Consider the following 25,276-nt stretch of genomic DNA (forward strand, 5'->3'; position numbering starts at 1 on the left):
CTTGTAGGAAAAGGCCAGGCTTTATTGACTGGCATGAAAAAGCATGAGTGAGCGGCGCAGTTCATCGATCACGGCGTAGTGCCACAGGCCCAGGCCCAGCAGGCCGGCCAGGCAGGCCATCAACAGGCACCAGCGCAGCACCTGGGCCTGCCTGGCCGTGACGCCCAGCACATGGCGGCGCAAGCGCGCGGTGCCCAGCACCAGCCCGCCATGCAGGCCCTTGGCCATGACCATGTCGCTCAGGAACCAGAATTGCTCGCGATCCAGCAGCCCCACATCGAAGGTGCCCGCCCCGGCGACACCGGCGTCGATCCGGGCAAGCATGGCGCTTAGGTAGCTGTCCAGCCAGCGCGATAGGCCAACGCGCTGCAGCGACAGCGCGGCGCGCAATTGCGTCGAACCGACATCGTCGCGCGCGAGCAGAATGGCCAGCAGGCCCAGGAAGCGCAAGGCATGGATATAGCGGTATAGGCGCCAGAAGGCATGGCGATCAAGCCGATGGCGAAGCCGTCCGCCGGTATTGGGCAGCGACCATAGCAGCAGGCCTGCGCCCCCTGCCGCCAGCACGGCCAGGAACATCCAGTGCGCCTGGATAGCCGCCGCGAAACGGATCAGCAGTGTGGTCAGGCGGCCGTAGTAGTCGAGCGGAACCGCGGCAAAAGCATGCAAGAGCCGGGGCAAAGTCAACCATGGCACCGCCAGCAGCATGGCAAAGAGCATGGCCAGGGCCGCGGCAGCGGCCCAGAGCGTCGACGTCAGGATGTGCCTGGCCTGCTGCGTCAGATGCAGGGCCTGAGACAGTTCGCCGAAGGTGCGCAGCAGGGCCGCATTCCCAAAGGCTTGCGCCGCACGCAGCAAGCCCAGTTCGCTTTGGGGAAAACTGCCCAGCCATGTGGCATACAGGTCGCCGCCGGCAGCCTGATAGGCCTGCATCCAGTGCCTGGACAGACGCCCGCGCACCGACGCGGGCCCGTAGCGGCGCGCGTCCAGCTCAAAGACATCCCTAAGGGTGCGCACGCCTTGCATTCCTTGCAGCAAGGCGGACAGATAGTCGTAGTAATCGGCACGCATCGCCGAAAACCGCCAGCAGTCCACGCGATGGAGCACGGCGCGCAAGCCATGCATGCCCCGCAACCCGGAACGGCGGCGGGTCACGGCACCACCCTCAGGTGCGCTGCAGGCGGTGGCCGCTCTTCTTTCGCATGGCGCCTGGCATATTCGGTTTCAAAAGCGTGGAAACGGACCTCGATGTCGCGCAAGTCGATGCCGCCTTCAGACGCCTTGTGCACGGCGCACGCCATGGCGGAACGGCCTGCCTGCAAGCCTAGCCCGGGCTCGATGATTTCAGCAACTACCGTACGGCCGGCGTAGCCGTTCAGTTCGGGCAAGCGCTCCTTGCGGCAGGCGCGGCAGCCCTCCGGGTTTCGTATGCGCCACGACGGGCTTGAATGCGGGTAGAGCCGCTGAACCAGCCCCAGCCACGCTTGCCATTGCGTGCCGCTGCGATGTATGCCATCGAGATGCTCGCCCCCGTTCAGCAGTTCGCCAGCAGGCAGCGCGCACTGGGGGCATACGGCCGGAAGCAAGGCCTGGAAAACCAGGAGCTTGAGCATGCCCGGCGTGGCCAGGAAATCACGCGACACGCCGATGAAGTCAGAGGCCAGCCGGTCGGGTATGTGCGCCGCGGACGGCGCATGCACCGTGGTGTAGACGTTCACGCCGGAACCGGCCAGGTCCATGAACGCCCGGCCCGTTTCCTGGTCGCGTATTTCGCCCAGCAAGACATCGGTCATGGCCGACCGCTTGAGCGCCCTGAGTTTCGAGGCATAGCTGCCATGCGCGGCGCCATCAAGGTGCCGGGCAACCGTATTCTGTATGGACGCGGGGATCAGGTATTCGACTGGATCTTCGATGGTGATGATCTTGCGGTGCGCGGGCAGCCCGGCCATCAATGACGCCAGGCTCGTCGACTTGCCCGAGCCCACCGTCCCGGCAAACACCACCGCACCGCCTTCGGACAGCATGACACGGTTGATGAGCTCGATTTGATCCGCCAGGTAGCCCAGTTGATCCAGGCCGGGCAGCCGCAAAGAGGTGTCGCGGCGCAGCAAGCGCAGACACACGCTGGGGCCCGCGTCGGCGGCCAGCGAAGCCCAGCGCAGTATCATGCCCTGGCCATCGACCCGCCTGGACAGGCTGCCCTGCTGCTCGATGAAGGGATCGAACACGGCCCCATTGCCGCCACGAATATCCATCCATGCCACCGACAACATATCGACCAAGGTACTGGTGGGCATGCGGCGGAAGCGTTCGGGCGCCAGATAGCGCCCGGACACCGTGTATTTCACCTCGGACTCGGCCTCGTGCAGCCGGACATTCAGGTGAATGTCGCTGGCATCGTGCCGCGCGCCCCACTCCAGCAAGTCCTGAAACGCTTCCTCCAGCGCCGTTCTGGATTGCTCGAGCCGCAGCCGGGGCGAACGGGACAGCGACTGCGGCGTAACCTGGCTGCGCGCCACGGCCAGCAGCAAAGGGGCCGCCAGGATGTAGCGCGCGGGGCTGGCCAACGGGTACCCGGCCTGGACAATACGGCGGGCCAGTTCATCGGCCTGATCGCTGCCCACGTGTTCGGCCAGCGAAAAAATGGCTACTGTCTGGTCCTCCAGCAACACAGGGCTTAGCCGGCTGGCCAGCGCATCGACGTCGAACTGGCTGCTTAAAGAGCGAAGAAAGCCGGGTTCCATGCCCGCCAGCTCATCGGCATTGGAGAGGGTCACGGCAGCCGACGAGTCGAAGCGTTCGGCCGGCGCCATCAGGCCGGACCGTGATGCAGCGGAACGGCCCCAGGCCGGAAAGACGGCCCTCATTCCGCTGTCCCCAAAACGGGATTCAGACACAGCGTGTGTGCTTCACCGCCGCGTTCAAGGTGGACGCAGGACCCGGACATGCCCCGCAACAGATAGGTTGACGGCCCGGCCTTCGCGCCGACGGCCAAGGGCTGCCCGCGCATGTATACATGCGCCTGCCCGCCGATCGCCACTTCGGCAAGCAGTTTCTTGCCAACGCCGTATAGCGCCACCAGCTTGAGATTGCCGTGGCGGGCGGGCATCGCGCCCGCCTCGGGCTGATCCGGTCTGCCGCGCTGCTGGCGCAGGCGATTACGGGCCTGCGCCAGCGCCAGGTCAGTGTCCAGGCGCATCAGTTCACGCACCGACATCTGCTGCGCTGCCAGATCCTCGTTGTCCGGCGCAGTGGCCTGCGCCAGACCCGGCGCAGCGCACAGCAGACACATCATCCATAATTTGATCGGTTTCATAGAAGACCCCTTGAAGAGAAAGATTCAACCGGCTGTCCTTCAAGCCGGGCCGCTCGGCCTGGCTTAATGTGAGCGTGGCTTTTTCCCAGGCGGCGAACGCGGCATGAGGCAGGAACAGGCTGGCCGAGCGCAATGGACCGCTGACATGCACCGGACGCGAAACATAGACAGCCTGGCCCGCTGGCCGCTCCAATGCCTGGCCCTGGTGATCGGTGGGAACAGACAGCGGAATAGCCCCCGGCCTGCCGATGCGCATCTGGGCAAAGCCGGGCATGATGCCCTGCAGGGCGCTGAGCAGATCCTTGTCCTGCTCAGCGGTGGCGGGCAGCTTCAAACGCGTCAGGGGCAAGCCGTAAGCCTCGGCCTGCCAATGGGCGGCGACATGATCCAGAGAGGAAAACGCGATCGTCCACGACGGCGGCGCAAGGGCCAGAAACGAGCGGTTGCTGGCTTGCGGGCCGCTGCGCTCGTAGCGTGCCTGGCAATGCCAGCGCTGCCCCTCTGCCCGGCAATCGGCCCGGCGCAGCAACCAACCGCCCAAGCCGACAGGCAGCGCATGGAAGGCATCCAGCAAGGCCGTGGTCCCTTGGACCCCATGCACCCTGCGCTGGCTGCCCGAGCGGGCGACGGCCGCGCGCCAGGCTTGCTCGGGTTCGGGCTGCGCCTGACCGGCGGCGGCAGGCTGGGCATAGTCAAACACTTGCCAGACCCGCGGCACCAGCAGCACCAGGATCAGCGCCAGGACAAAGCCCTGCACAGGCCAGGGCATGATGGCAGGCCAGCGCCTGACGGGCTGCAAGAGGCTGCGGGAAGAACTGGCCGCCTCGATGGCTTCCAGCGTCGGCAGGCCATCTTCCGGGGTAAGCAGCACACGCAACTGGGGATAGGCCTGACGCAGGCTGTCGATCACCTCGGCGGCATCTTCCTTGTTGCGATACAGCTGGTCCGTACGCGCCACCACTGCGCCTTCGTGCACCGCCACCAGCCAATATCCCACGCGCTCCACTTCAAGCAGCGCGGCAATCGTGCCCGAGGTAAAAAGCTGCCCCACGTTCTGTGCCGCCGAGTACAGGCTTGTTTTGCGCAATGCCCGGTTTTTCAGCGCGACGACCCCGATGGCGCCAAGCTCGCCTTCGGGCAATACGCTATGCGTCGATCGGTGCTGCCGCGCCAGGCGCCGGCCGGCTTTGCCGGACCGGCTGCCGACCAGCGGAAACCAGTGCAAGCCGAATACCAGCGTGCAGGAAGACCGGGGCAGCAGCAACGGTTCTGCGATGTGAGCCATGTCAGAATCCCTCTTCGACCTGCGCGGTGACGATCATCACCGTCATCAGGCTTTCCCGCGACGCCCGGTCGCTGCCGCCCAGCGCCAGCGGCATGCCCGGATTCAAGCGTCTGCCCTCGGTTTCTTCTTGCGAGCGGTCGAAGCCTGAAATGAGCAGGGGCTGCCCGGGCTGCAGCGCCACTTGCTGGACGGTGCCGTTGCCGTCGATGGTGATTTGCTGCAATTGCAAAGGGTTGTTCTTGTCGCCGAACGTGACTGACTTGAGCGGCTGCGCAACGGTGTTGTCGTAGGCTACCGACAGCAGCACCTGGCCGTCATCCTGTGCGTCGGGCACCAAGGTCAGCAGGGACCCCACGGTTTCCTCTCGCTGGCTCACGGACACGGATGGCAAGGCCATGCCCGCCCCGCTGGCCAGCGCCGTTGTCTGCACCTTGTCGATATAGGAAAAAGTAGTCCGCACGGCATGGGTGACCGGACGCCGGTTCAGCGTCAGCACCGGCAGGCTGCTGCGGCGCACGACTTGACCGACCTGGCTCAAGGCCTTGACCACGGCATCAGACCCCTGGAACGCGCCTTGGTTCAGGCCCAGGCTGATGGACCCCGGGTCCCCCACGCTTGCGCCGGGCATGGTCATGGCGGCGGCAAGCTTGGCGCTTGAGAAAACCAGATTCCAGTCCAGGCCCGCTTCGGCGCTGTCTCGTATGACCACGGTCAGTTCCTCGAATACCAGCCGCACCCGGCGTGTCAGGGCGCGATTTTCCTGCTCGATGTAGGCGCCGATGCGCTCAAGGACTTCAGGGGTATCGGTGACAATGACGGACGCGCTCGCGCCCGGCTCGGCAACCAGTACGCCGGACAGGGACAGAAAAGGCGCTATGCGGGCGCGCACGACCGCAAGCGCATCGTGTTCCCCACTGCGCAAAGTGGTGCGCGACGTGCTGACGAACCCGTCCGAGGCCGCCCCGCCGCCCAGCCCCAGCGAGGCCTCGGCGCTGGCATTGAGCGCCAGTGCCCGCACATTGAACATACGGGTTTCGGTACGGTAGAACTCGATGCGTTCTTGCTGATACCGCCACATGATGCCCAGCCGGGCGCCGATACGATCCAGGATGCGCGCCAGGGGTTCGGGGCCGCCGGCCAGCGTCACCGTAGCGGGTGCTTTGATCACAGCGCCGGCCTGGCCGGCGAGCTGCAGGCGCGGCAGGAAACGTTCGAGCGGCAGCAAGGCATCGGGCCTGATGTGCACCGGTATCTGCGTGGCCGCCGTAATACGCTGGGCGATGGCGGCCAGGTCCATGGGGCCTTGGGCAAACATCAGTGTGGTATTGACGTCGGCACGCAACGCCGGGGGCAAGCTCACTTCCCGGGCCAGGGGTTGGGCCCGGCCGGCAAGCCAGGGGCGGCCGACGTCCTGGGCGGATCGCCGCGCTTGCGCACTGCTGGCGGCGCGGGCGAAGCGCTCATGCCTGTCTTGGGCCGCGTGGCGCGCCTGGCCGACTGACGCGGCAATCTGCTTGACCTGCTCCCCCAGAGCGCAAGCCGACAGCATCAGACACAATCCGGCGACAAGGAGCAGACGCATTACGACGCCCTCGATGAACCAACCGTTCTGTCGCAGGACTGTGCATAGGGCACGATGCGCAATACGCGGTTGGAGTAGAAGCACGGCTGCAGCGGTTTGTCGGCCAGTTCGGTCGAGGCCACCAGTTCCTGCACCGCGGGCTTGAACTCGAGATCGAAGCGGGCCGACCCCACGATGGGAATGTCCGCATCCACCGTCCAGTGTTCAGGCTCGAAGGTCCAGCCTGCCGCCCTGGCCCATCTGGCCAGGGCGGCGCGCAAGGTCAGATCGCGAGGGCTGACCTGGTAGTGCTCGGCGGAGACGGCCGGATCAGGCGCATGGCCGGCCGCCATCGGCGCTGCAGCCTGCGAGGCGTCGGGTGCTGCGCTGGCCGATAAGGCCTGGGGTTCCGCCACGGATGGCACGGAGACGGCGGAAACCTGCGCGGCGGCTGCGTCGGCCGCCTTGCCGGATGCCTGCCTTGGCCCGCCATCAACCGGTGCATCGTGCTGCCTCGTGGCTTGGGCGCCGTCCGTATCAGCGGAGCCGCCGGGCATGCGGCGCGCCATGGCTTGCAGCGCACCGCCCCGGAACACCAGCTCGGGCCAGACCCCCGGCAAGACGATATAAGGGCCTTCCCGCGCGTAGCTAAGCGGGCGCTCGCCACCCGCGGCACGCTCGAAGATGGCGGGCACCGGCTGATGCGGCGCGAACTGCAGCCAGGTCCGGCGGCCGTCGTCAAAAACCTGCATGGGCGCCACAGCCTGGCTGCCGGAAAGCCGCCAGTCAAAACTGTAGCGGGCCAAGGCGGACCGGACCGGGCCGCTTGCCTGGGGCGGCCGCGCAAACCAATCGGGCACGGCGGCGCAGGCAGGCAGCAAGACCGGGAACATCAACGCAGCAATGATTCTGATCATCGTTCACACCCAAGACAGGAACAGCGCCACCTTTTGGCGTTGCCGCTATCTTGCGCGGCTCCCGGCACGTCCCGCCAGACCGGCTTCCACGGATAGCCTGTTTTGTCTTGGAGGCAAAAACAATAAAGCCAAGCAAAAACAATTGCTTGGCTTTATGTCCAGCGTATGCGCAACGACCGCGATACGGGGCGGACTTATCCACCCGTTCCGGCCGGCTGCGCGGCTTACTTGCGCATCATCTTGCCCGCTTCCGCCGCCGCCGTCTTCAACGCGGCGGGCGCGGATTGATTGCCGCTCAGGGCCTTTTCCAGCGTGTCGTGGAACATGGCGCGGATCTTGGGATAATTATCGATGCGGAAACCGCGGCCATTGGCGCCGGGATTGCGCGCATAGGCGGCGACCAATTCCTGCCATTCGCCCAGATTCTTGTAATAGCCCTTTTCGGTTTGATCAAATGCCTGATGCGTCAGCGGCAGGAAACCGGTCTCTTGATACCAATCGGCGGCGCGCTTGGGCTGGGCCAGCCAAGCCAGAAACTGGGCGCTGGCGGCATCGCTTTCCTTGGAGTGCCCGGCGGTTGCCCACAAGGCCGAACCACCCACGAAGGCGTTGCCCGGCTTGGCGGTGACCTGGGGATAGTACGGCAGGCCGGCTACCGAGAAATCGAGCTTCCGGTTATCGCTGAACCAGCCGATATTGCTGGATGTGGAAAACAGCACGGCGCACTCGCCATTGGCAAAACGCTTGGTGGCATTGGCGTTGAATTCAGGCTTGACCATGAGCTCGGACTTGACCCAGCTGATCATCATCGACAAATGGCGTATGTACAGCACGTCGAACGAAAAAGCGGGTTTGCCCTTGCCTTTGAGCCCGTTATCGTTGCTGGCATACAGCTGATTGTTGACGGCGGCAAGATTTTCAAGATTGACCGATACCGGCTGGTCGCTGGTCAGCGGGCATTTACGCGAGCCGTTGTTGGCAAGCGTCACCAGCTGGTCTTGCAGGCTGGCCCAGTTGCGCTGCGGAACGGTAGGCTTGAGATCGGCTTTCTTGAATGCGTCGATGTTGTAGAACATCACGGGGATATCCACCATGTAGGGGAACGCCACCAGCCGCCCTTTGCTGTCGCGCGCAAAGGTGTTTTTATCGTCCAGGAACCACTTGGCATCCTTGATGGGGTGTTTGGCCAGCAAGGTATTCAAGGGCTGAATATACGAGCGTCCAGCGACTTCGTCGGGAGCCCGGTCGTCGTCCAGCTGGACCAGTTGAGGCCGGTCTTCGCGTTTCTTGGCGCCGGCCAGCGCCGCTTCGATGTCGTCTTCCCGGTCAAAGGCCTTGAGCTTGACCTTGACGTCTTTCTGTTCCTTATTGAAGTCCTTGACGAGATCTTCGAACACGCCCTTGTTGTAAGGGTTAAGCGAATGCCAGACTTCGATATCCGTGGCCGCCGCAGCAGCCATGGAAGCCATCAGCATGGCGCCGGCGCTCGCCCACGCAATAGTGCGCCCCGAGCACGGGGCGTCGAAAAACCAAGGTCGTTTCATAAAAGGCTAACCTAGAAAAGGAAAATCGGGTTCGGGCTTGCGGCCGCATATCAGGTCGGCCAACGCACGGCCTGAACCGGCGCCCATGGTCCAGCCCAAGGTGCCGTGCCCGGTATTCAGGAACAGATTCTGAATTTTTGTTCTGCCGATCAGCGGAACATTTGAAGGCGTTGTGGGGCGCAGGCCCGACCAGTAGCGTACATTACCAAAATCAAGCGCGGTTGGGAACAATTCGCGCGCCAGCGCCAGCATATTTTGGCAACGGTTTGTATTGATGGCCCGCGAGTAGCCGGACAATTCAGCGGTACCGGCCATGCGAAGCTGGTTCCCCAGCCGGGCATACACGACTTTGTGCGCGCTGTCGGTCAGGCTGACCATGGGCGCTGCCTGAGGGTCCAGGATGTCGAAGGTGGCGGAATACCCTTTGGCCGGATAGACGTTGCACGGCACGCCGAGTGGACTTACAAATTGAGGCGTATACGAACCCAGCGCGGCCACATAGGCATCGGCGCGCAAGATCTCGTACAGCCCGTCCGGGTTGATCACCTCGGCCCCTTCGATGCGCCCTCCCACCGATATCAGCCGGCTGAGCTGCGTCGAAAAACGAAACTCGACACCCGCCTGGCGGGCCTTGTCGGCCAGCGCCGTCGTGAACAGATAGACATCGCCGGTTTCGTCTTCGGCCGTGTAATCGCCCCCCACGATGACATGGCGGGCGCCGGCCAGCGCAGGTTCCAGCTGGATGATCTCATCGGTGCTGACAATGCGCCGGTCCACGCCAAAGTCCCGCATCACGCCCGCCATTCTTTGGGAGTCCTCGAACTCGGCCTGATCGCGATAGAAGTTCAGGATGCCGCGCTCCAGGTGATGGTACTGTATGTCCAGTTCGCGGCGCATCGATTGCAAGGTGCCCCGGCTGTACTCGGACATGCGCACCAAGGCGCGTATATTGGGCGCCAGGCGGGCGGGAAGGCATTCGCGCAGGAACATCAAGCCCCACCACCATTGCCTGGGGTCGAACTGCGGCCTGAACAGCATGGGGGCATCGTCCTTCATGAGCCAGCGCAGAAGCTTCAGCGGCGCCCGCGGATTCGCCCAGGGCTCGGAATAAGACACCGAAATCTGCCCGCCATTGGCCCTGCTGGTTTCCTGGGCGGGACCGCTTTCCCGGTCAATGACCACCACCTCGTGGCCGGCCTGATTCAGCCACCATGCCGTGGATGTTCCGATGATGCCGCTACCCAGTACCGCAATTTTCATGGTCTTTTCCTTCTTTAAGGCTGCTTGAACGACGCGCCGTGCGATGGCTGTTCCAGACCGGACACCTTGCTAGACCGTATCGGCCTCGGTGGTGAAGGCATCAGCAAAAAATTCGTCTTCAGGCAGGCCATTGTGCTGGATGAAGTCTTTTCTTGCGTTCTCTACCATGGCCGGCGCACCACAGGCGTAGACCTGATAACCCGACAGGTCGGGAATATCGTGCATGACGGCCTGGTGCACGAAACCGGTGCGCCCGCTCCAGCCGTCGCCGGCCTGCGCCTCGGAGATCACGGGCACGAAGCGGAAGCCGGGCAAATCCCGCTCCCACTGCTCGGCCAGCTCGCGCATATACAGATCGGCCGGACGACGCCCGCCCCAATACAGCACCGCGGGGCGCTGGTCCCCGGTCGATATCATACGCTCGACGATGGCCTTGATCGGCGCAAAGCCGGTGCCGCTGGCCAGAAACACCAGCGGCTTGGCGCTATCGTCGCGCAGGAAAAAGGAGCCGAAAGGCCCTTCGACCCTAAGGATTTCCCGCAGTTTCATCTGCGTTTCACCCGCGCCGAACACGTGGTCGGTGAACACCCCGCCCGGCATATGGCGGATATGGAGTTCGACCAGGTTGTTTTCAGTGGGCGGGGTGGCCATGGAGTAGCTGCGGCGGCGCCCGTCTTTCAAAATAAACTCAAGGTACTGGCCTGCGTAGTAGCGGAACGGATCGGCGGCCGGCAGTTGCAGCTTGACGATCATGACATCGGCGGCGGGCTGCTCGATGCCCATCACGCGCGAAGGCATCTTGCGAATCTGGATATCGCTTGCCATGCGGATTTCATGGGCCTCGATCACCAGGTCCGACGTAGGCCGGGCCTGGCAGAACAGGGTATAGCCTTGCTCCAGGTCTTCGGGCGAAAGGATCTGGGCGGGACTCTCGCCCGCCTCGAACGACCCTTCCACCACCTTGCCCTTGCATGTGGAGCAGGCGCCATTGCGGCAACTGTAGGGCAAGACAATGCCTGCGGCCAGTGCCGCATCCAGGACGGACTGCCCTTCCTGGACCGTGAACTCATGATTGCTGGGCTGAACCGCGACTTTGAAACTCATAACGCCTGATCGTAAAGAAGAATAAATAGAAACACCTACAAGTTTAACTAAACGGGCAAAAGCTGGGCTTGCTTGACTTTGACCGACAGGTTTTTCCCCTTGCGGGCGCGTTTGCCGATATATTCAGCCAGAGCATCCAGCCCCAGCGTTTCGATGATTTCCTTATTGCGGTACACGCCTTTTGCGGCAATGCCCTGGGGGCCCACGGCCACCCATTGGGCCAGGGCGTCTCCGGCATCGAACCCCATCAAAATGGTACCCCGCCCGCCCCCGGACAAGCGTTTCAGCTCGGCCAGCTCGACCACCAGGAAACGGCCTTTTTTGGCGAGCATGGCCAGGTACTGGTCGGTGTCGCGCAACAAGACGGGCTTGAGCAAGGTATCGCCCTTTTCCAGGGTGACGAACTGCTTGCCGGCGCGCTGGCGCGTGGTCAGGTCTTTCAGGGTCGTGATGAAACCGTAGCCGGATTGCGTCCCGACCACATAGCGCTGCTGCGCACGCCCCGCAATCATATGCGTAATGCGGGCGCCCTGTTCGGTTTCTATCATGGACGTGACCGGCTGGCCGTCCCCCCGCGCCGAGGGCAGGCTGGACACGGCCACGGTGTAGACACGGCCTGTGCTGGAAAAAGCCACCAGATCGTCGGTGCTCAGGCACTCTATGGCGTCGTACAGCGCATCGCCCGCCTTGAAGTTGAACTGCGCCGCATCGTGGCCATGCCCCTGGCGCGACCGCAGCCAGCCTTTCTGGGAAATGATCACGGTAACGGGTTCTTCAACTACCCGGTTTTCAAGCACGGCCCGCTCCGCCGCCTCGATCAAGGTACGCCGGTCGTCGCCGTATTGCTTGGCATCCGCTTCGATTTCCTTGATCATCAGGCGCTTGAACGCGTTGGGATTGTCCAGCAGTTCGCGCAGGGCGGCCTGCTCATCGCGCTGGGCGGCCAGTTCTTTCTCGATCTTGAAGCCTTCCAGGCGGGCCAGTTGGCGCAAGCGCATTTCCAGGATGTCTTCCGCCTGCCGCTCGCTCAGGTCAAAGCGCTGCATCAAGGCCGCACGCGGCTCATCCGACTCGCGTATGGTCTGGATGACCTCGTCCACATTCAGGTAGACCACCATGCGGCCTTCCAGGACATGGATGCGATCGGTGACCTTGTCCAAGCGGTACTGCGTCCGGCGCGTCATGGTGTGGGCGCGGAAGCCCAGCCATTCGGTCAGCACCTGCCGCAGCGAACGCTGGCCGGGCCGTCCATCCGTGCCGATGCAGACCAGGTTGATCGATACACTGCCTTCCATGCTGGTCTGGGCCAGCAAGGTATTGACGAATTCATCGCGGTCGATGCGGCTGGTCTTGGGTTCAAACACCAGGCGCACGGCGGCGTCCTTGCCGGACTCGTCCCGCACGGCGTCCAGCAGGCCCAGCATCAACGCCTTGGTCTGCTGCTGTTCCGTCGTCAGGCTTTTCTTGCCGGCCTTGATCTTGGGATTGGTGCGGTCTTCGATCTCTTCCAGGATTCTCTGCGACGAGGCGCCCGGCGGCAACTCGCTGACCACCAATTGCCATTGCCCGCGGGCCAACTCCTCGAACTGCCAGCGCGCCCTGGCCTTGATCGTCCCTCTGCCGCCGGCATAGATGTGCGCAATATCGGCGGGCGACGAAATAATCTGGCCGCCGCCCGCAAAGTCGGGCCCCGGGACCAGCCCGTACAGCTCTTCGTCTGGCAGCTTGGGGTTGCGAATCAGCGCCACGCAGGCCTTGGCGACCTCGCGCAGGTTATGCGAGGGGATTTCAGTGGCCATGCCAACGGCAATGCCCGACGCCCCATTGAGCAGCATGACCGGCAGGCGCGCCGGCAGCAATACCGGCTCTTTCTGGCTGCCATCGTAGTTGGCGGCAAAGTCGACCGTGCCTTCGTCCAGTTCATCGAGCAGGATGCGCGCAAAAGGCGTCAGGCGGGCTTCGGTGTAGCGCATCGCCGCCGCATTATCGCCGTCGCGCGAGCCAAAATTGCCCTGCCCATCGACCAGCGGGTAGCGCAGCACGAAATCCTGGGCCATCCGCACCATGGCGTCGTAGGCCGCCTGATCCCCGTGGGGGTGATACTTGCCCAGCACATCGCCCACCACACGGGCCGATTTCACCGGCTTCGCGCCGGGCCCCAGGCCCATGGCCTGCATCGCGTAAAGAATGCGCCGCTGCACGGGCTTTTGCCCATCGGCCACATCGGGCAAGGCGCGGCCGCGCACCACGGATACCGCGTAATCCAAATATGCCTGCTCGGCGTAATGCGCAAGGGTAATGCCCTGGCCGTTCTGTTCGCCGTCGAACAGGCCTGCTTGTGTACTATCCATTTTTTATCCCGCTATAGGTTAAACGTCGACCTCGGCCAGATTGCCTTTTTCCTCGAGCCAGACCCGGCGTTGCGCCGATTCACCTTTGCCCATCAGCATGTCGAACATGTCGGTGGTGGCGGCGACACCCAGTTCGCCGCAGGTCACGGGCATCAGGCGCCGCGTGTCGGGATTCATGGTGGTGTCCCACAACTGTTCGGCGCTCATTTCGCCCAGGCCCTTGAAGCGGCTGATGCTCCAGGAGCCTTCCCGCACGCCTTCGCCCCGCAGCTTGTCCTGCACCGCCTCCAGTTCGCCCTGATCCAGGCAGTAAACCTTGCGGGCCGGCCGCTTTCCGGCGGCGGGAACGTCCACCCGGAACAGCGGCGGACGCGCCACATAGACGTTGCCCGCCTCGACCAGCCTGGGGAAATGCCGGAAAAACAGCGTCAACAGCAACACCTGGATATGCGAACCGTCCACATCGGCGTCCGACAGAATGCAAATCCGGCCGTAGCGCAGGCCGGACAGATCCGCCGCATCGCCAGGCCCATGCGGGTCGACCCCGATCGCCACGGCAATATCGTGGATTTCATTATTGGCGAACAGCCGGTCCCGGTCCACTTCCCAGGAATTCAGCACCTTGCCCCGCAAAGGCAGGATGGCCTGGAATTCTTTATCGCGCCCCATCTTGGCGGAGCCCCCGGCCGAATCCCCTTCGACCAGGAAGAGTTCCGTGCGCGAGGTGTCATCCGATTCGCAGTCGGTCAGCTTGCCCGGCAGCACGGCCACGCCTGAACTCTTGCGCTTTTCGACCTTCTGGGACGAACGGGCCCGGGCCTGTGCCTGCCGGATGGCGCTTTCAGCCAGCTTTTTACCGTATTCGACATTGGCGTTGAGCCATAGATCCAGCGCATTCTTGACGAAGCCGCTGACCAGCCTGACCGCGTCGCGGCTGTTCAGCTTTTCTTTGATCTGCCCCTGGAATTGCGGATCGAGCACCTTGGCCGACAAGACGAAACTGGCCCGGGCAAACACGTCGTCGGCCAGCAGCTTGACCCCTTTGGGCACCAGGCTGTGCAATTCGGCAAACGACTTGACCGCCGTGAACAGGCCATCGCGCAGGCCCGCCTCGTGCGTGCCGCCGGCTGTGGTGGCGATCAGGTTGACGTAGGATTCACGCACCACGGCGCCGTCCAGCGTCCAGGCCACGACCCACTGCGCGCCCTCGCCCAGCGCAAATGATTCGTCATCATCGGCGGCATACTGTTTGCCTTCGAAAACCGGAATGATTTTTTCAGCATCGCCCAGCGCCTCGTCAAGATAGCCGCGCAGCCCTTCCTGGTATTGCCATTCGCGCGTCTCGCCCGTCTTTTCGATGCTCAGCGAAACCTTGATGCCGCTGAGCAGGACAGCCTTGCTGCGCAAGGCATGGACCAGTTCGGCGACAGGCAGGACAGCGGTGTCGAAATACTTGGGATCGGGCCACACCCGCACACGCGTCCCGGTTTTCTTGCGCCCCACCGGCTCCAGTTCGCGCAGGGGCGTATGCACCGCGCCGTCGGCAAAGACCAGTTCGTGCGCGCTGCCGCCGCGCCACACCAATACTTCAAGACGCGTGGACAAGGCGTTGGTGACGGATACCCCCACGCCATGCAAGCCGCCTGAAAAGGCATAAGCGCCCGCCGATTTCTTGTCGAACTTGCCCCCCGCATGTAAACGCGTAAACACCAGCTCGACCACCGGGGCATGCTCTTCGGGATGCATGCCCACTGGAATGCCGCGGCCGTCGTCCTCGACCGATACGCTGCCATCAGTATGCAGGGTGACTTTGATCTGCGTGCCGAAGCCCGCCAGGGCCTCGTCGGCCGCGTTGTCGATGACCTCTTGCAGGATATGCAGCGGATTGTCGGTTCGGGTGTACATGCCGGGCCGCTGCTTTACGGGTTCCAGCCCCTTCAGAACCCGGATGGATGCTTCGTCGTAGCGTGGTGTAGCCAATTTAGTCTCGAATTTGCTGAAATGGAATTACGGTATTTTACGGAAAGGATGGATTCTGCATCAGGCCGGGCAAAAATCCCGCTGTGGCCAGCCCCTGTGCGCCATGCCGCCTACAGTGGTATGCTTGTGGAAATACGGCAACAATCGCAGGCATGCCGCCCGTAGCATACAGGGTGTTGTTGCCCAGCCTTCCCCTTTTTCATACACCCATCATCCTCTATTTCTTTTTATCATGAGCGAATCCATCAAACACGTCAGCGACGCCTCGTTTGAGGCCGACGTCATCAACTCAGACGTTCCCGTATTGGTCGACTACTGGGCAGCATGGTGTGGCCCCTGCAAGATGATCGCCCCCTTGCTGGACGAGGCCGCCAGCCAATACCAAGGCCGTGTTATCATTGCCAAGGTCAATGTCGACGAGAATCCCGAGACAGCCGCCAAGTTCGGCGTTCGCGGCATCCCTACGCTCATGCTGTTCAAAGACGGCAAGGCGGCTGCCACTAAAGTGGGCGCATTGTCCAAGTCACAACTCAATACGTTCCTGGACGAATCCCTGTAGAACCATTTTTTGCGCGCGAGCCTTTTCTGGGCTCGCCACCACTTTGCAAATACCCCCCTCTCTTCTCACATGCACCTCACCGAATTAAAAACACAGCACGTTTCCAAGCTGCTGGAAATGGCCGCCGAACTCGACATCGACAACGCCAGCCGGTTGCGCAAGCAAGAACTGATGTTTGCCATCATGAAACGCCGGGCCAAGCAGGGCGAACAGATTTTCGGCGACGGCGTCCTTGAAGTGCTGCCCGACGGTTTTGGTTTTTTGCGTTCGCCCGAGACATCGTACCTGGCCAGCCCGGACGACATCTACATCTCGCCATCGCAAATACGCCGTTTCAATCTGCACACTGGTGACTCCATTGAAGGCGAGGTCCGCACGCCGAAAGACGGCGAACGCTATTTTGCCCTGGTCAAGGTCGACAAAGTCAACGGCATGCAGCCCGAGGTCATCAAGCACCGCATCATGTTCGACAACCTCACGCCCTTGCATCCGGACGAGGTCATGACGCTTGAGCGGGACATAAAAAGCGAAGAGAACATCACGGGCCGCATCCTGGATATTTTTGCCCCCATAGGCAAAGGGCAGCGCGCCCTGATCGTCGCCAGCCCCAAGTCGGGCAAAACGGTCATGATGCAGCATATGGCCCATGCGATCAGCACCAACTACCCCGACGCCATCATGATCGTCATGCTGGTCGACGAGCGCCCTGAAGAAGTCACCGAGATGCAGCGCACGGTCCGCGGCGAAGTCGTGGCTTCCACCTTCGACGAACCGGCCACGCGCCACGTCCAGGTGGCCGAAATGGTGATCGAAAAAGCAAAGCGCCTCGTCGAGCTCAAGAAAGACGTCGTGATCCTGCTCGACTCCATCACCCGCCTGGCGCGCGCCTACAATACCGTCGTCCCGGCTTCCGGCAAAGTATTGACCGGCGGTGTCGATGCCAACGCCCTGCAACGGCCCAAGCGTTTCTTCGGCGCAGCCCGCAACGTCGAGGAAGGCGGCTCGCTGACCATCATCGGCACCGCGCTGGTCGAGACCGGCAGCCGCATGGACGAAGTCATTTATGAAGAATTCAAAGGCACAGGCAACGCCGAGGTCCACCTGGAACGCCGCCTGGCTGAAAAACGCGTCTACCCGGCGATCAACCTGAACAAATCGGGTACGCGCCGCGAAGAGCTACTCATCAAACCCGAGCTTCTACAGAAAGTCTGGGTGCTTCGAAAGTTCATTCACGATATGGACGAGATCGAAGCCATGGAGTTTATTTTGGACAAAATCCGCGCAACCAAAACAAACGCCGAATTTTTCGACATGATGAAAAAATAAGCGGCAAGCCACACCTGTAAGCCTCTCTCACGAGAGGCTTACTTGCGATATCCGTCCGCATTCGCCGACGGCTGGCAGGCCGGTCCCAGAACCTTCCATTTTCAAACTTCACTGAGCCTTGCTTACTCAGTACATACAACAGAGCACTCTTGATGAAACTACCTACTCTCGAACAATTTCTTGACCAACTTCGCGCCCGCGACCCGAATCAGCCCGAGTTCATGCAGGCGGTCAAAGAAGTCATGAACAGTTTGTGGCCATTCATCGAGCAGAACCCCCGCTATGCGGATCAAGGCCTGCTTGAGCGCCTGGTCGAACCCGAACGCGCCATCCAGTTCCGGATTTCCTGGGTCGACGATCAAGGACAAGTACAAACCAATCGGGGTTTTCGCATCCAGCACAGTTCGGCCATCGGCCCGTTCAAGGGCGGCATGCGCTTTCACCCCTCGGTCAACCTGTCCATTCTTAAATTCCTGGCTTTCGAACAGACCTTCAAGAACGCCCTGACGACACTGCCCATGGGCGGCGGCAAAGGCGGCTCCGACTTCGACCCCAAAGGCAAGTCGGATGGCGAAGTCATGCGTTTTTGCCAAGCGCTCATCCTCGAGCTGTACCGCCACTTGGGCCCGGACACCGACGTGCCCGCGGGCGACATCGGCGTAGGCGCCCGAGAGGTCGGCTTCATGACCGGCATGATGAAAAAAATCTCGAATTCGTCGGCGAGCGTGTTTACCGGCAAAGGCCTGAGTTTCGGCGGCAGCCTGATCCGCCCGGAAGCCACCGGCTACGGCACGGTCTACTTCGCCGAAGAAATGCTCAAGCATGCCCACCAGTCCATCGAAGGGCTCACGGTATCGGTGTCGGGCTCGGGCAATGTTGCCCAGTTCGCCATCCAGAAATGCATGCAGCTTGGCGCCAAAGTGGTCACGGTATCGGACTCGCACGGCACCGTGATCGACAAGGCCGGTTTCACGCCGGCAAAGCTTGCCGAACTGAGCCGCATCAAGAACGAAGAGCGCGGCCGGGTCGAAACCTATGCCGAGCGGCTCAACCTGGTCTACGAGGCCGGCAAGCGTCCATGGCACGTGCCGGTGGATGTCGCCCTGCCCTGCGCCACACAGAACGAACTCGACCTGGAAGACGCTCAAACCCTGATCAGCAATGGCGTGCGCTGCGTGGCGGAAGGCGCCAACATGCCCACCAGCCTCGAGGCGGTCGACGCATTTGTTCACGCCAAGATCCTGTACGCGCCCGGCAAGGCGAGCAATGCCGGCGGCGTGGCGGTGTCAGGACTGGAAATGAGCCAGAACGCGCAAAGGCTTTGCTGGACGCGCGAGCAAGTGGACACCAAGCTGCACGCCATCATGCGCGACATCCATGAAAACTGCGTGCTGCACGGCACCGTCGAAGGCCGGTCGGTCAATTACGTCAATGGCGCCAATATTGCCGGTTTCGTCAAAGTGGCCGACGCCATGTTGCAGCAAGGTATTTACTAGCCGTATTTCCCCCGGCGCGCATGCGCGCTAGGGGGTGACCTTGGGTGGTTGCGCCTGTTCGCCCTGGTCGCGGGCGTGGGCGCTGGATGACGGGCCCGACGCTTCCTTGATCTGGGGGTCGGACCACTTGCCGCCTATCTGGTATTCCACCGTCATGGCCTTGGCCAGCGGCGCCTGAAGCAGCCACTGCGTCAGGAAAGCGCCTACGCCCACGATGGGATTGATGGCAATGCCGGCCGCAACGGCCGCGCCGCTGACATCCAGATTCGGAATCACCACAGCCTGCAGATCAATCGCCTCGCTGGTCAGGTCGACGTCCCCGCCGATCACAATCGTTCCGACGGGGCCGATGACCCGATAATCGCTCGTGCTCAGCAGACCCTTTTCCACGGTCACATTGCCACGCAGATTATCGTAGGGAAAACCGTCCTTGGTCAGTCCGGCCGGATTGAAATCCAGGCGGGCCAGCCGCTTGACCGACTGCAAGGACAGCAGTTCAAGCAAACGGGCCGAATAAGAGTTAAGCGTGCTGAAACGTCCTTTTTCCAGATCAAACGCAATATGGCCGTTCAAGTCTGTTTTGCTGAAATCCCAAGGCATATTGCGCCACTCAAGCCTGCCTTGCACGGTTCCCTGCCCCGCCTTCATGACATCGCGCAGGCCAATCTGCTCTAGATAAGCGCCCAGGTCGGTCATGCGGGCTTCGGCATCCAGCACCAGGCCGCGGTCGGGGCCGCTCAGACGCCACAAGCCTGACCCCGACAGCTCAGCCGATGGGCTGGCCAGGTTCAGTTGTTCCAGTTGCCAGAGACGGCCGCGCGACTGATTCACCCCAACCAGCGACAGCTCGCCCACCTCGCGCCCGTACAGGCGAAAATTCTTCACACGCAGATTGATGCCGGGTATATCCAGATCGTCATCGAACTGGAAGCTGTCGTCGAACGCGTCTGAATCGTCATCATCCCCTACGCTGCCCAATGCCAGCCGATCGAAGCTGGCATCGACGCGCCCTGCCACCTTCCCGTTCGCTTCACGCCAGAACAGGGTCCCGGCGGTTTGCGATGAGCTGATATCGACACGCCACTGATGCGCCTGCGGCTGGCGCGCGGTGAACGTCAGTTCATCCAGGGTCAGGCCCTGGACCTTGAGCGTATCCGCCTGCAAGCGCACCTGATTGATGCCGGGCAGCAAAGGCCGGGCAGACGCCTTGGCCGCCTTGCCCGCCTTGGGCGCCACGGCGGAAAACGCCGTGACCGCGGCATCCCAGGCATCGACATCCACAGCGGGAAGGCGCACATCCAGGTTGATGCCCGACGCGGGCAACGCCACCGTCTGGTTCACACCCAGCGCGCCGGCATGAAAATACGCCCCGCCCTTCTGGTTCGCGCGATGCAGCAGGCTTGCCCGCAACTGATTATCCGCTTCTATCCTGAGCACGTTGTCCTTGCCACCGGTATGGCGGCCCCAATGAACCTTCAAGGGCATGGCCTGATCTGCCGTTTTCCCGAACGGTTCGGGAAAATCCATGGCCAGCCCTTTCAGATCGGAATCGACGTCCAGCGAGAAGGCGCCATCCTTGCCGCGCCGCAAACGGGCCTGATACGGTACGTTGCCTTGCAGCCGTTTCATGCCCTCCAGCCCCACATAGTCCGACAATGCGCTGGCGGCTGCCGCGCCCTGCATCCGCAAGCCCTCCAGTTGGCCGCCGACCCCGCCCTCCATGGACAAGTGGCCTCCCAGGAACGCCCCCTTCAGCCCTGTGGCGGCAATCATCGTATCGCTAAAGTCCAGCCTGCCCGTGACTTGCGTCAGCGGGGGCGCTTCAGGCGCCAGGCGCAAGGTATTGCCCGAGAAATGGATGGCGCCCTGTACGGTACTGTCGCGGCTGTGCAGCAAGGGAATAGTCAACGCCAAAGGCACACGCCACGTGCCGTCGGTGCTGGCGGCGTTGAACAGCCCGTCGAGCATCTTTCCCAAGGGCGCATGGGTCATCAGTTTCAGGTAGGCCTGGCCTTCGGCCACCGTATCGCCGGTCACACTCAGCACGGAACCGTGTTCGATATTTGGAATGCGCGCCTGGACGTTATTCAACTGTATGACGTGGTCCGGGGCAGGCCGCATGACCGCCTCCTGGGCAAACAGGCGCAAGTCCGCGCGGTGCAAAGCCACGGTCCCGCGCATATCGTCCAGGCGAGGCCACCCCAGGGCGCCCGGCTCGGGCGGAAGATAATCAATGGTGACGCCGGCATACCGCCCATCCAGCCTGAAGTCGCCCTTGTCCGGCTCGTCGTTGAAAGGAAAATGCTCCAGGTCGCCCCGCAGCGTCAATCGGGCGTCAGCGATTTCGCCCGCCACCAGGCCTTGCGCCATCCAATTGCGCGCGTCCTCGTTGACCATGCTGGGCATATAGGTGTTGATGGCCGAGATCGCGGCCCGTTCGATACGACCCTGCATGTCGATCAGCCCGGCGTCGCCCGACCCGCCCTCTTGCCAGTCGCCCTGCAGGCTGGCATTCAACTCCTTGCCGGCCAGGGCCAGGTTCTGGACCCCCACCCGCCAGCCGCGACTCGACCTCTGGACAGTCCCCCGGGACGTGATGCTTTGCAAGGCAATCGGATGTTCAAACACCTGGGGCGCCCGGCCATCCAGTTGCTGGCCCAGCAAGCGAAACTCAATCCCTTGCCCGGGCGTTTGCCCGGCGTCTTCCGGCCCGGCGCTGTCCCGCCGCAGCAGGCTCTTGTACTCCGGCCACGAGCCCGACAAGAACAGGCGCAGCGACTGCGCCTGAAGATCAAGGCCCCCGCCGGATGCCCAATGCCCCTGCGCGACGGTCATATCCGAGGTAAGCGAGGTGATCCGCCCTCCGTCGAACTTCAGCCAGCTCCGGACGGACAACTGGCCCGATTGCAAGGCCTGCGGCAAATCAAGCCAGGGCGCCCACGCCAGAGGCTGCATATTTCCCGCATGCGCATACAGCTGGCCCCTGCCATCCTCCAGGCTCAGCGGATTGCCCCCTGCCTTCCCCCCACGCAGGAATTCGCCGCGTATGTCCAGCCTTTGCCCCAGGGCGGCGGGCGGCTCGGCGAGCAGCATAAAACGATGATCCAGGTATCGATTGGCGAGATTCAAGGTCACGCCATCCAGGACCAGGGGCGGCGCATTGCGCAGTTCATCGGTCCAGCGCAAGGTGGCTTCGCGAAGGACAATCCGGCGCTGGCTCAGCAGCCAGTCCAGCATACGGCCGGCGTCGCCGGCCGGCGACGCCGGCCCGCTCGCGCTGAATGCGTGGCCCACGATCCAGAACCGGGCATCGCGATCGCGGCGCAGGCTCAGGTCGACGCCGCGCGCCTCAAGCGCCGTAAACTGCGGGATTCGGCTAAGCACGCTGCGCCAGCTGAGCGTCGCCCGGGCATCGGGCACGGCCAGCAGGGTGCGCCCCTGCCTATCGGTAAACCGGACGTCCAGGGCCTCCAGCCTGGGATTCAGACCCTTCCACTCGGCGTTGATCCGCCCCAGCCTGACGCTGACCTGGAGCGCGTCGGACAACTGCCGCTCGATCTGCGGCCGCCAGTGGTCGATATTGGGCAGCACCCAATATCGAACGCCCAGAAACAGGAGCGCAGCGAGGAAGTAGGCAAGGAGTGCAATTTTTCCGGCGAAGCGCAAAATTGCAGAAGAAAATTGGAGCACAGATTGAATTAGCCAGTAATATTTGCAGTATCTCGGGTTTCTGTTTTTACGGTCACCGTGTTCCTGTTTCTTGTATCGTTCCTTTCATAAGCCCTATGTCTGAAGCCATTATATTAGCGCCCGCCTTGCAGTGGTCGGGCGCCCTGCGCCGGAAACTCGTCGCCAACACCTCATTCGAACAATGGTTGATCCAGGCGGTGGACCAGCCGCTTAGCCGCAAAACGATTCTTGAATGGCTGGAAGCGCTGAAAAACGACGGGGCCGGCGCGGCCCTGCCGGTGGCCGAGGTACGGCGCATTTTGCGTCAGTTGCGCGAACGGGTGTTTTATTCAGCCCTGGTGCGCGATATAAACGGGATGGCGCCGCTGCAGGAAATCGTCGGCGCCATGTCGGCGCTTGCGGACATCGCCGTGGCCGAGGCCTATAAAAGCGTGGCCGCCAGCCTGGCCGAGGTACACGGCATACCGCTGGACCCCGGCACCGGCAAGCCGCAAGAGCTGCTGATTGTAGGCATGGGCAAGCTTGGCGGCAAGGAACTGAATGTATCATCGGATATCGATCTGATCATGCTCTATGGCGAAGAAGGCGAAACCACCGGCCGCCGCAAGATCAGCCACCATGAGTTCTATGGACGCGTCACGCAGCGCATGATGCCGGTTTTATCCGAGATCGATGCCGACGGCCAGGTATTCCGCACCGACCTGCGCCTGCGCCCCGATGGGGACTCCGGCCCCCTGGCCTGGAGCCTGGACGCCCTGGAAAACTATCTGGTTACCCAGGGACGCGAGTGGGAACGCTATGCCTGGCTCAAAGGCCGTGTCATCCGCTGCCAGGCATTCGAGGGCAGCGATCCGTCGGCGCAGATCGAACAGCTGGAAGCATTGCGCACACCTTTTGTCTATCGCAAGTATTTTGACTTCGACGCACTGGCCGCCTTGCGCGGACTGCGTGAACGCATACGCCTGGATTGGCAGAAGCGCGCCCTGGCGCGCAACGGTGTCGACACGGTGCACAACATCAAACTGGGCGACGGCGGCATACGCGAAGTGGAGTTCGTCGTGCAACTGAGCCAGTTGATCCGCGGCGGCCGCATGCCTTCGCTGCAGCAGCGCGGGCTGCTGTCCGCCTTGCACAAGCAGGATAAAGCCGGTCTTATCGCCTCCGACGTCGCGGAACAGTTGGCCGCCGCCTATTGTTTCCTGCGGCGTGTGGAGCATTTGCTGCAGTACCGCGAAGACGAACAGACTCATTTGCTGCCCAGGGACCCCGAAGGCTGCGCCGGGCTGGCGCGCGCCATGGGCATGACGCAGCCCGACTTTGAGGCCCAGCTTGCCGCGCACCGCGCTTTTGTGTCCCAAACCTTCCGCAATGCCTTCCGGATTGCCGGCATGGGCGGCGACGACGACGCCGATACGGCGCCCAAGCCGCAGGGCGATGCCCCCTGCGCAGACCTGAGCGATCATATCCAGCAACAGATCGGCGACCAGGCCCAGGCCATTTGCCAGCGGGTCGACGCGCTGCTGGACAGCCACCGCATCCGGAGCCTGTCGCAAACCAGCCGCAAACGGGTGGAAGCCTTGCTGCCCGCCATCATCGACATGGCCTCGAAAACCGAACAGCCCGAAACCACGGCGGTGCGCTTGCTCACGCTGGTCGAACACATCGCCCAGCGCAGCGCCTACCTGGCGCTGCTGGCTGAATACCCTGAAACCCTGGCCCGCGTCGCGCGTATTGTCAGCGCCAGCCCCTGGGCTTCCGAATACCTGAGCCGCTACCCCCTGCTCCTGGACAGCCTGATTGAATGGCGTTCCCTGTTGGCCCCCCCGGATTTCGGCCAGATCGCCCAGCAACTGCACGAGGAGCTCGAAGCCTGCCTGCTGCCGGACGGGCAGCACGATGTCGAGCAGCAAATGAATCTGATGCGCGACACCCAGCACCAGATTACGTTCCAGCTGCTGGCCCAGGACCTGGAAAGCGTGCTGACCGTGGAACAGCTGGGCGACCGGCTTTCCGCGCTGGCCGACCTGCTGCTGGCCGAGACCATCACGCGGGTGTGGCCGCAGGTGCAGCCGCGCGGCCAGCGCGAGAACCTTGCCCCGCCCCGCTTTGCCATCATTGCCTACGGCCGCCTGGGCGGCAAGGAACTGGGCTACGCCTCCGACCTGGACCTGGTCTTCCTGTACGACGACCCCAACGACGAGGCCAGCGAACTCTATGCCAAGCTTGGCCGGCGCATGGCCTCGTGGCTGTCCACCATGACGTCGTCGGGGCGCCTGTATGAAATCGACCTGCGCTTGCGGCCCGACGGCGATGCGGGCCTGCTGGCGGTATCCGTGGAAGCCTTTGCCCAATACCAAACGCAGCACGCGTGGGCCTGGGAGCATCAGGCCATCACACGGGCCCGATTCGTCACCGGCGATGCCGCCATCGGAGAACGCTTCGAAGCCATCCGCCGGCAAGTGCTGCTGTTGCCGCGCGACAAAGAAAGCTTCAAGGACGAAGTGCGGCAGATGCGCCAGAAAATCAGCGCGGGCCACCCCAACCGCACGGCCGATTTCGACCTCAAGCACGACCGGGGCGGCATGGTCGATGTCGAGTTCGTGACCCAATACCTGGTGCTATGTTTTGCCAGGGAATATCCGGCCTTGCTGGACAACCTGGGCAACATCGCGCTGCTGCGCCTGGCGGCGGAATCGGGACTGATTCCGGCGGACCTGGCCGGCAAGGCGGGCGATGCTTACCGGGCGTTCAGAAAGCGGCAGCACGCCCTGCGCCTGCAGGGCGCTGAAAAAGCGCGTGTACCCAGCGATCACCTGACGCAAGAGCGCGCTACCGTGACCGCGCTTTGGAATAGCGTCATTGGGGACTAAAATGCCTATATTGAACG

Annotated in this window: 16 protein-coding genes; 4 read left to right on the plus strand and 12 right to left on the minus strand. The window is 62.8% G+C overall.

Features of this window, described 5'->3' with window-relative positions:
• Positions 1–21: 21 nt before the first annotated feature.
• From RE432_RS15715 to RE432_RS15765, 11 genes are all read right to left on the minus strand, one after another.
• The gene (locus tag RE432_RS15715; RefSeq protein WP_310934449.1) at positions 22–1,155 is read right to left on the minus strand and encodes a hypothetical protein; all 1,134 of its coding nucleotides are present in this window, start codon (positions 1,153–1,155) and stop codon (positions 22–24) included.
• Positions 1,152–2,867 carry an ATPase, T2SS/T4P/T4SS family gene (locus tag RE432_RS15720; RefSeq protein WP_310934450.1) on the minus strand — a complete coding sequence of 572 codons (1,716 nt, stop codon included), beginning with the start codon at positions 2,865–2,867 and terminating at the stop codon, positions 1,152–1,154. The genes RE432_RS15715 and RE432_RS15720 overlap by 4 nt, the downstream gene beginning before the upstream one ends.
• Positions 2,864–3,217 (minus strand): hypothetical protein, encoded by a 354-nt coding sequence (locus RE432_RS15725; protein WP_310934451.1) that lies wholly within the window; start codon positions 3,215–3,217, stop codon positions 2,864–2,866. Before RE432_RS15725 ends, RE432_RS15720 begins: the two co-directional genes overlap by 4 nt.
• On the minus strand, positions 3,204–4,601 hold the full coding sequence (locus RE432_RS15730; RefSeq protein WP_310934452.1) for a type 4b pilus protein PilO2: 1,398 nt from the start codon (positions 4,599–4,601) through the stop codon (positions 3,204–3,206). Before RE432_RS15730 ends, RE432_RS15725 begins: the two co-directional genes overlap by 14 nt.
• Position 4,602: 1 nt before the next feature.
• A complete protein-coding gene (locus RE432_RS15735) occupies positions 4,603–6,183 on the minus strand; it encodes a hypothetical protein (protein ID WP_310934453.1) in 1,581 nt (526 codons plus the stop codon).
• Positions 6,183–7,079 carry a TcpQ domain-containing protein gene (locus tag RE432_RS15740; protein WP_310934454.1) on the minus strand — a complete coding sequence of 299 codons (897 nt, stop codon included), beginning with the start codon at positions 7,077–7,079 and terminating at the stop codon, positions 6,183–6,185. Before RE432_RS15740 ends, RE432_RS15735 begins: the two co-directional genes overlap by 1 nt.
• A 224-nt stretch (positions 7,080–7,303) precedes the next feature.
• Entirely contained in the window at positions 7,304–8,623 is a 1,320-nt protein-coding gene (locus RE432_RS15745) for an extracellular solute-binding protein (RefSeq protein WP_310934456.1), read from the minus strand.
• 6 nt (positions 8,624–8,629) lie between these two features.
• Positions 8,630–9,883, minus strand: coding sequence for a D-amino acid dehydrogenase (locus RE432_RS15750; RefSeq protein ID WP_310934457.1), 1,254 nt, complete (start codon positions 9,881–9,883; stop codon positions 8,630–8,632).
• A gap of 69 nt (positions 9,884–9,952) precedes the next feature.
• Positions 9,953–10,987, minus strand: a complete 1,035-nt coding sequence (locus RE432_RS15755; protein WP_310934458.1) for a CDP-6-deoxy-delta-3,4-glucoseen reductase — start codon at positions 10,985–10,987, stop codon at positions 9,953–9,955.
• Positions 10,988–11,034: 47 nt separating this feature from the next.
• A complete protein-coding gene (parC, locus tag RE432_RS15760) occupies positions 11,035–13,338 on the minus strand; it encodes a DNA topoisomerase IV subunit A (protein ID WP_310934459.1) in 2,304 nt (767 codons plus the stop codon).
• Between the two features lie 18 nt (positions 13,339–13,356).
• Positions 13,357–15,318, minus strand: coding sequence for a DNA topoisomerase IV subunit B (locus tag RE432_RS15765; RefSeq protein ID WP_310934460.1), 1,962 nt, complete (start codon positions 15,316–15,318; stop codon positions 13,357–13,359).
• Positions 15,319–15,550: 232 nt separating this feature from the next.
• On the opposite strand from RE432_RS15765, the gene trxA reads away from it, so the two are divergent.
• The 3 genes from trxA to gdhA all read left to right on the plus strand — a co-directional run bounded on the left by trxA (position 15,551) and on the right by gdhA (position 18,699).
• Positions 15,551–15,877, plus strand: coding sequence for a thioredoxin TrxA (gene trxA, locus RE432_RS15770; protein WP_310934461.1), 327 nt, complete (start codon positions 15,551–15,553; stop codon positions 15,875–15,877).
• 69 nt (positions 15,878–15,946) lie between these two features.
• Positions 15,947–17,203 carry a transcription termination factor Rho gene (gene rho / locus RE432_RS15775; RefSeq protein ID WP_310934462.1) on the plus strand — a complete coding sequence of 419 codons (1,257 nt, stop codon included), beginning with the start codon at positions 15,947–15,949 and terminating at the stop codon, positions 17,201–17,203.
• Positions 17,204–17,355: 152 nt separating this feature from the next.
• Positions 17,356–18,699 (plus strand): NADP-specific glutamate dehydrogenase, encoded by a 1,344-nt coding sequence (gdhA, locus tag RE432_RS15780; RefSeq protein ID WP_310934463.1) that lies wholly within the window; start codon positions 17,356–17,358, stop codon positions 18,697–18,699.
• Between the two features lie 27 nt (positions 18,700–18,726).
• Here gdhA and RE432_RS15785 read toward each other — a convergent pair whose 3' ends face one another.
• The gene (locus RE432_RS15785) at positions 18,727–22,290 is read right to left on the minus strand and encodes a YhdP family protein (protein ID WP_310934464.1); all 3,564 of its coding nucleotides are present in this window, start codon (positions 22,288–22,290) and stop codon (positions 18,727–18,729) included.
• 194 nt (positions 22,291–22,484) lie between these two features.
• On the opposite strand from RE432_RS15785, the gene glnE reads away from it, so the two are divergent.
• Positions 22,485–25,259 (plus strand): bifunctional [glutamate--ammonia ligase]-adenylyl-L-tyrosine phosphorylase/[glutamate--ammonia-ligase] adenylyltransferase, encoded by a 2,775-nt coding sequence (gene glnE, locus RE432_RS15790; protein WP_310934465.1) that lies wholly within the window; start codon positions 22,485–22,487, stop codon positions 25,257–25,259.
• Positions 25,260–25,276 lie beyond the last annotated feature (17 nt).

The sequence above is a fragment of the Pusillimonas sp. SM2304 genome (assembly GCF_031628915.1).
In the GTDB taxonomy this organism is placed as follows: domain Bacteria; phylum Pseudomonadota; class Gammaproteobacteria; order Burkholderiales; family Burkholderiaceae_B; genus Pusillimonas_C.

Excerpts from the sequence above, each read along its gene's own strand:
- RE432_RS15720 (WP_310934450.1), bottom strand. The coding sequence starts at position 2,867 with ATGAGGGCCGTCTTTCCGGCCTGGGGCCGTTCCGCTGCATCACGGTCC.
- RE432_RS15725 (WP_310934451.1), bottom strand. The coding sequence starts at position 3,217 with ATGTCGGTGCGTGAACTGATGCGCCTGGACACTGACCTGGCGCTGGCG.
- RE432_RS15730 (WP_310934452.1), bottom strand. The coding sequence starts at position 4,601 with ATGGCTCACATCGCAGAACCGTTGCTGCTGCCCCGGTCTTCCTGCACG.
- RE432_RS15735 (WP_310934453.1), bottom strand. The coding sequence starts at position 6,183 with ATGCGTCTGCTCCTTGTCGCCGGATTGTGTCTGATGCTGTCGGCTTGC.
- RE432_RS15740 (WP_310934454.1), bottom strand. The coding sequence starts at position 7,079 with ATGATCAGAATCATTGCTGCGTTGATGTTCCCGGTCTTGCTGCCTGCC.
- RE432_RS15745 (WP_310934456.1), bottom strand. The coding sequence starts at position 8,623 with ATGAAACGACCTTGGTTTTTCGACGCCCCGTGCTCGGGGCGCACTATT.
- RE432_RS15750 (WP_310934457.1), bottom strand. The coding sequence starts at position 9,883 with ATGAAAATTGCGGTACTGGGTAGCGGCATCATCGGAACATCCACGGCA.
- RE432_RS15755 (WP_310934458.1), bottom strand. The coding sequence starts at position 10,987 with ATGAGTTTCAAAGTCGCGGTTCAGCCCAGCAATCATGAGTTCACGGTC.
- parC (WP_310934459.1), bottom strand. The coding sequence starts at position 13,338 with ATGGATAGTACACAAGCAGGCCTGTTCGACGGCGAACAGAACGGCCAG.
- trxA (WP_310934461.1), top strand. The coding sequence starts at position 15,551 with ATGAGCGAATCCATCAAACACGTCAGCGACGCCTCGTTTGAGGCCGAC.
- rho (WP_310934462.1), top strand. The coding sequence starts at position 15,947 with ATGCACCTCACCGAATTAAAAACACAGCACGTTTCCAAGCTGCTGGAA.
- gdhA (WP_310934463.1), top strand. The coding sequence starts at position 17,356 with ATGAAACTACCTACTCTCGAACAATTTCTTGACCAACTTCGCGCCCGC.
- glnE (WP_310934465.1), top strand. The coding sequence starts at position 22,485 with ATGTCTGAAGCCATTATATTAGCGCCCGCCTTGCAGTGGTCGGGCGCC.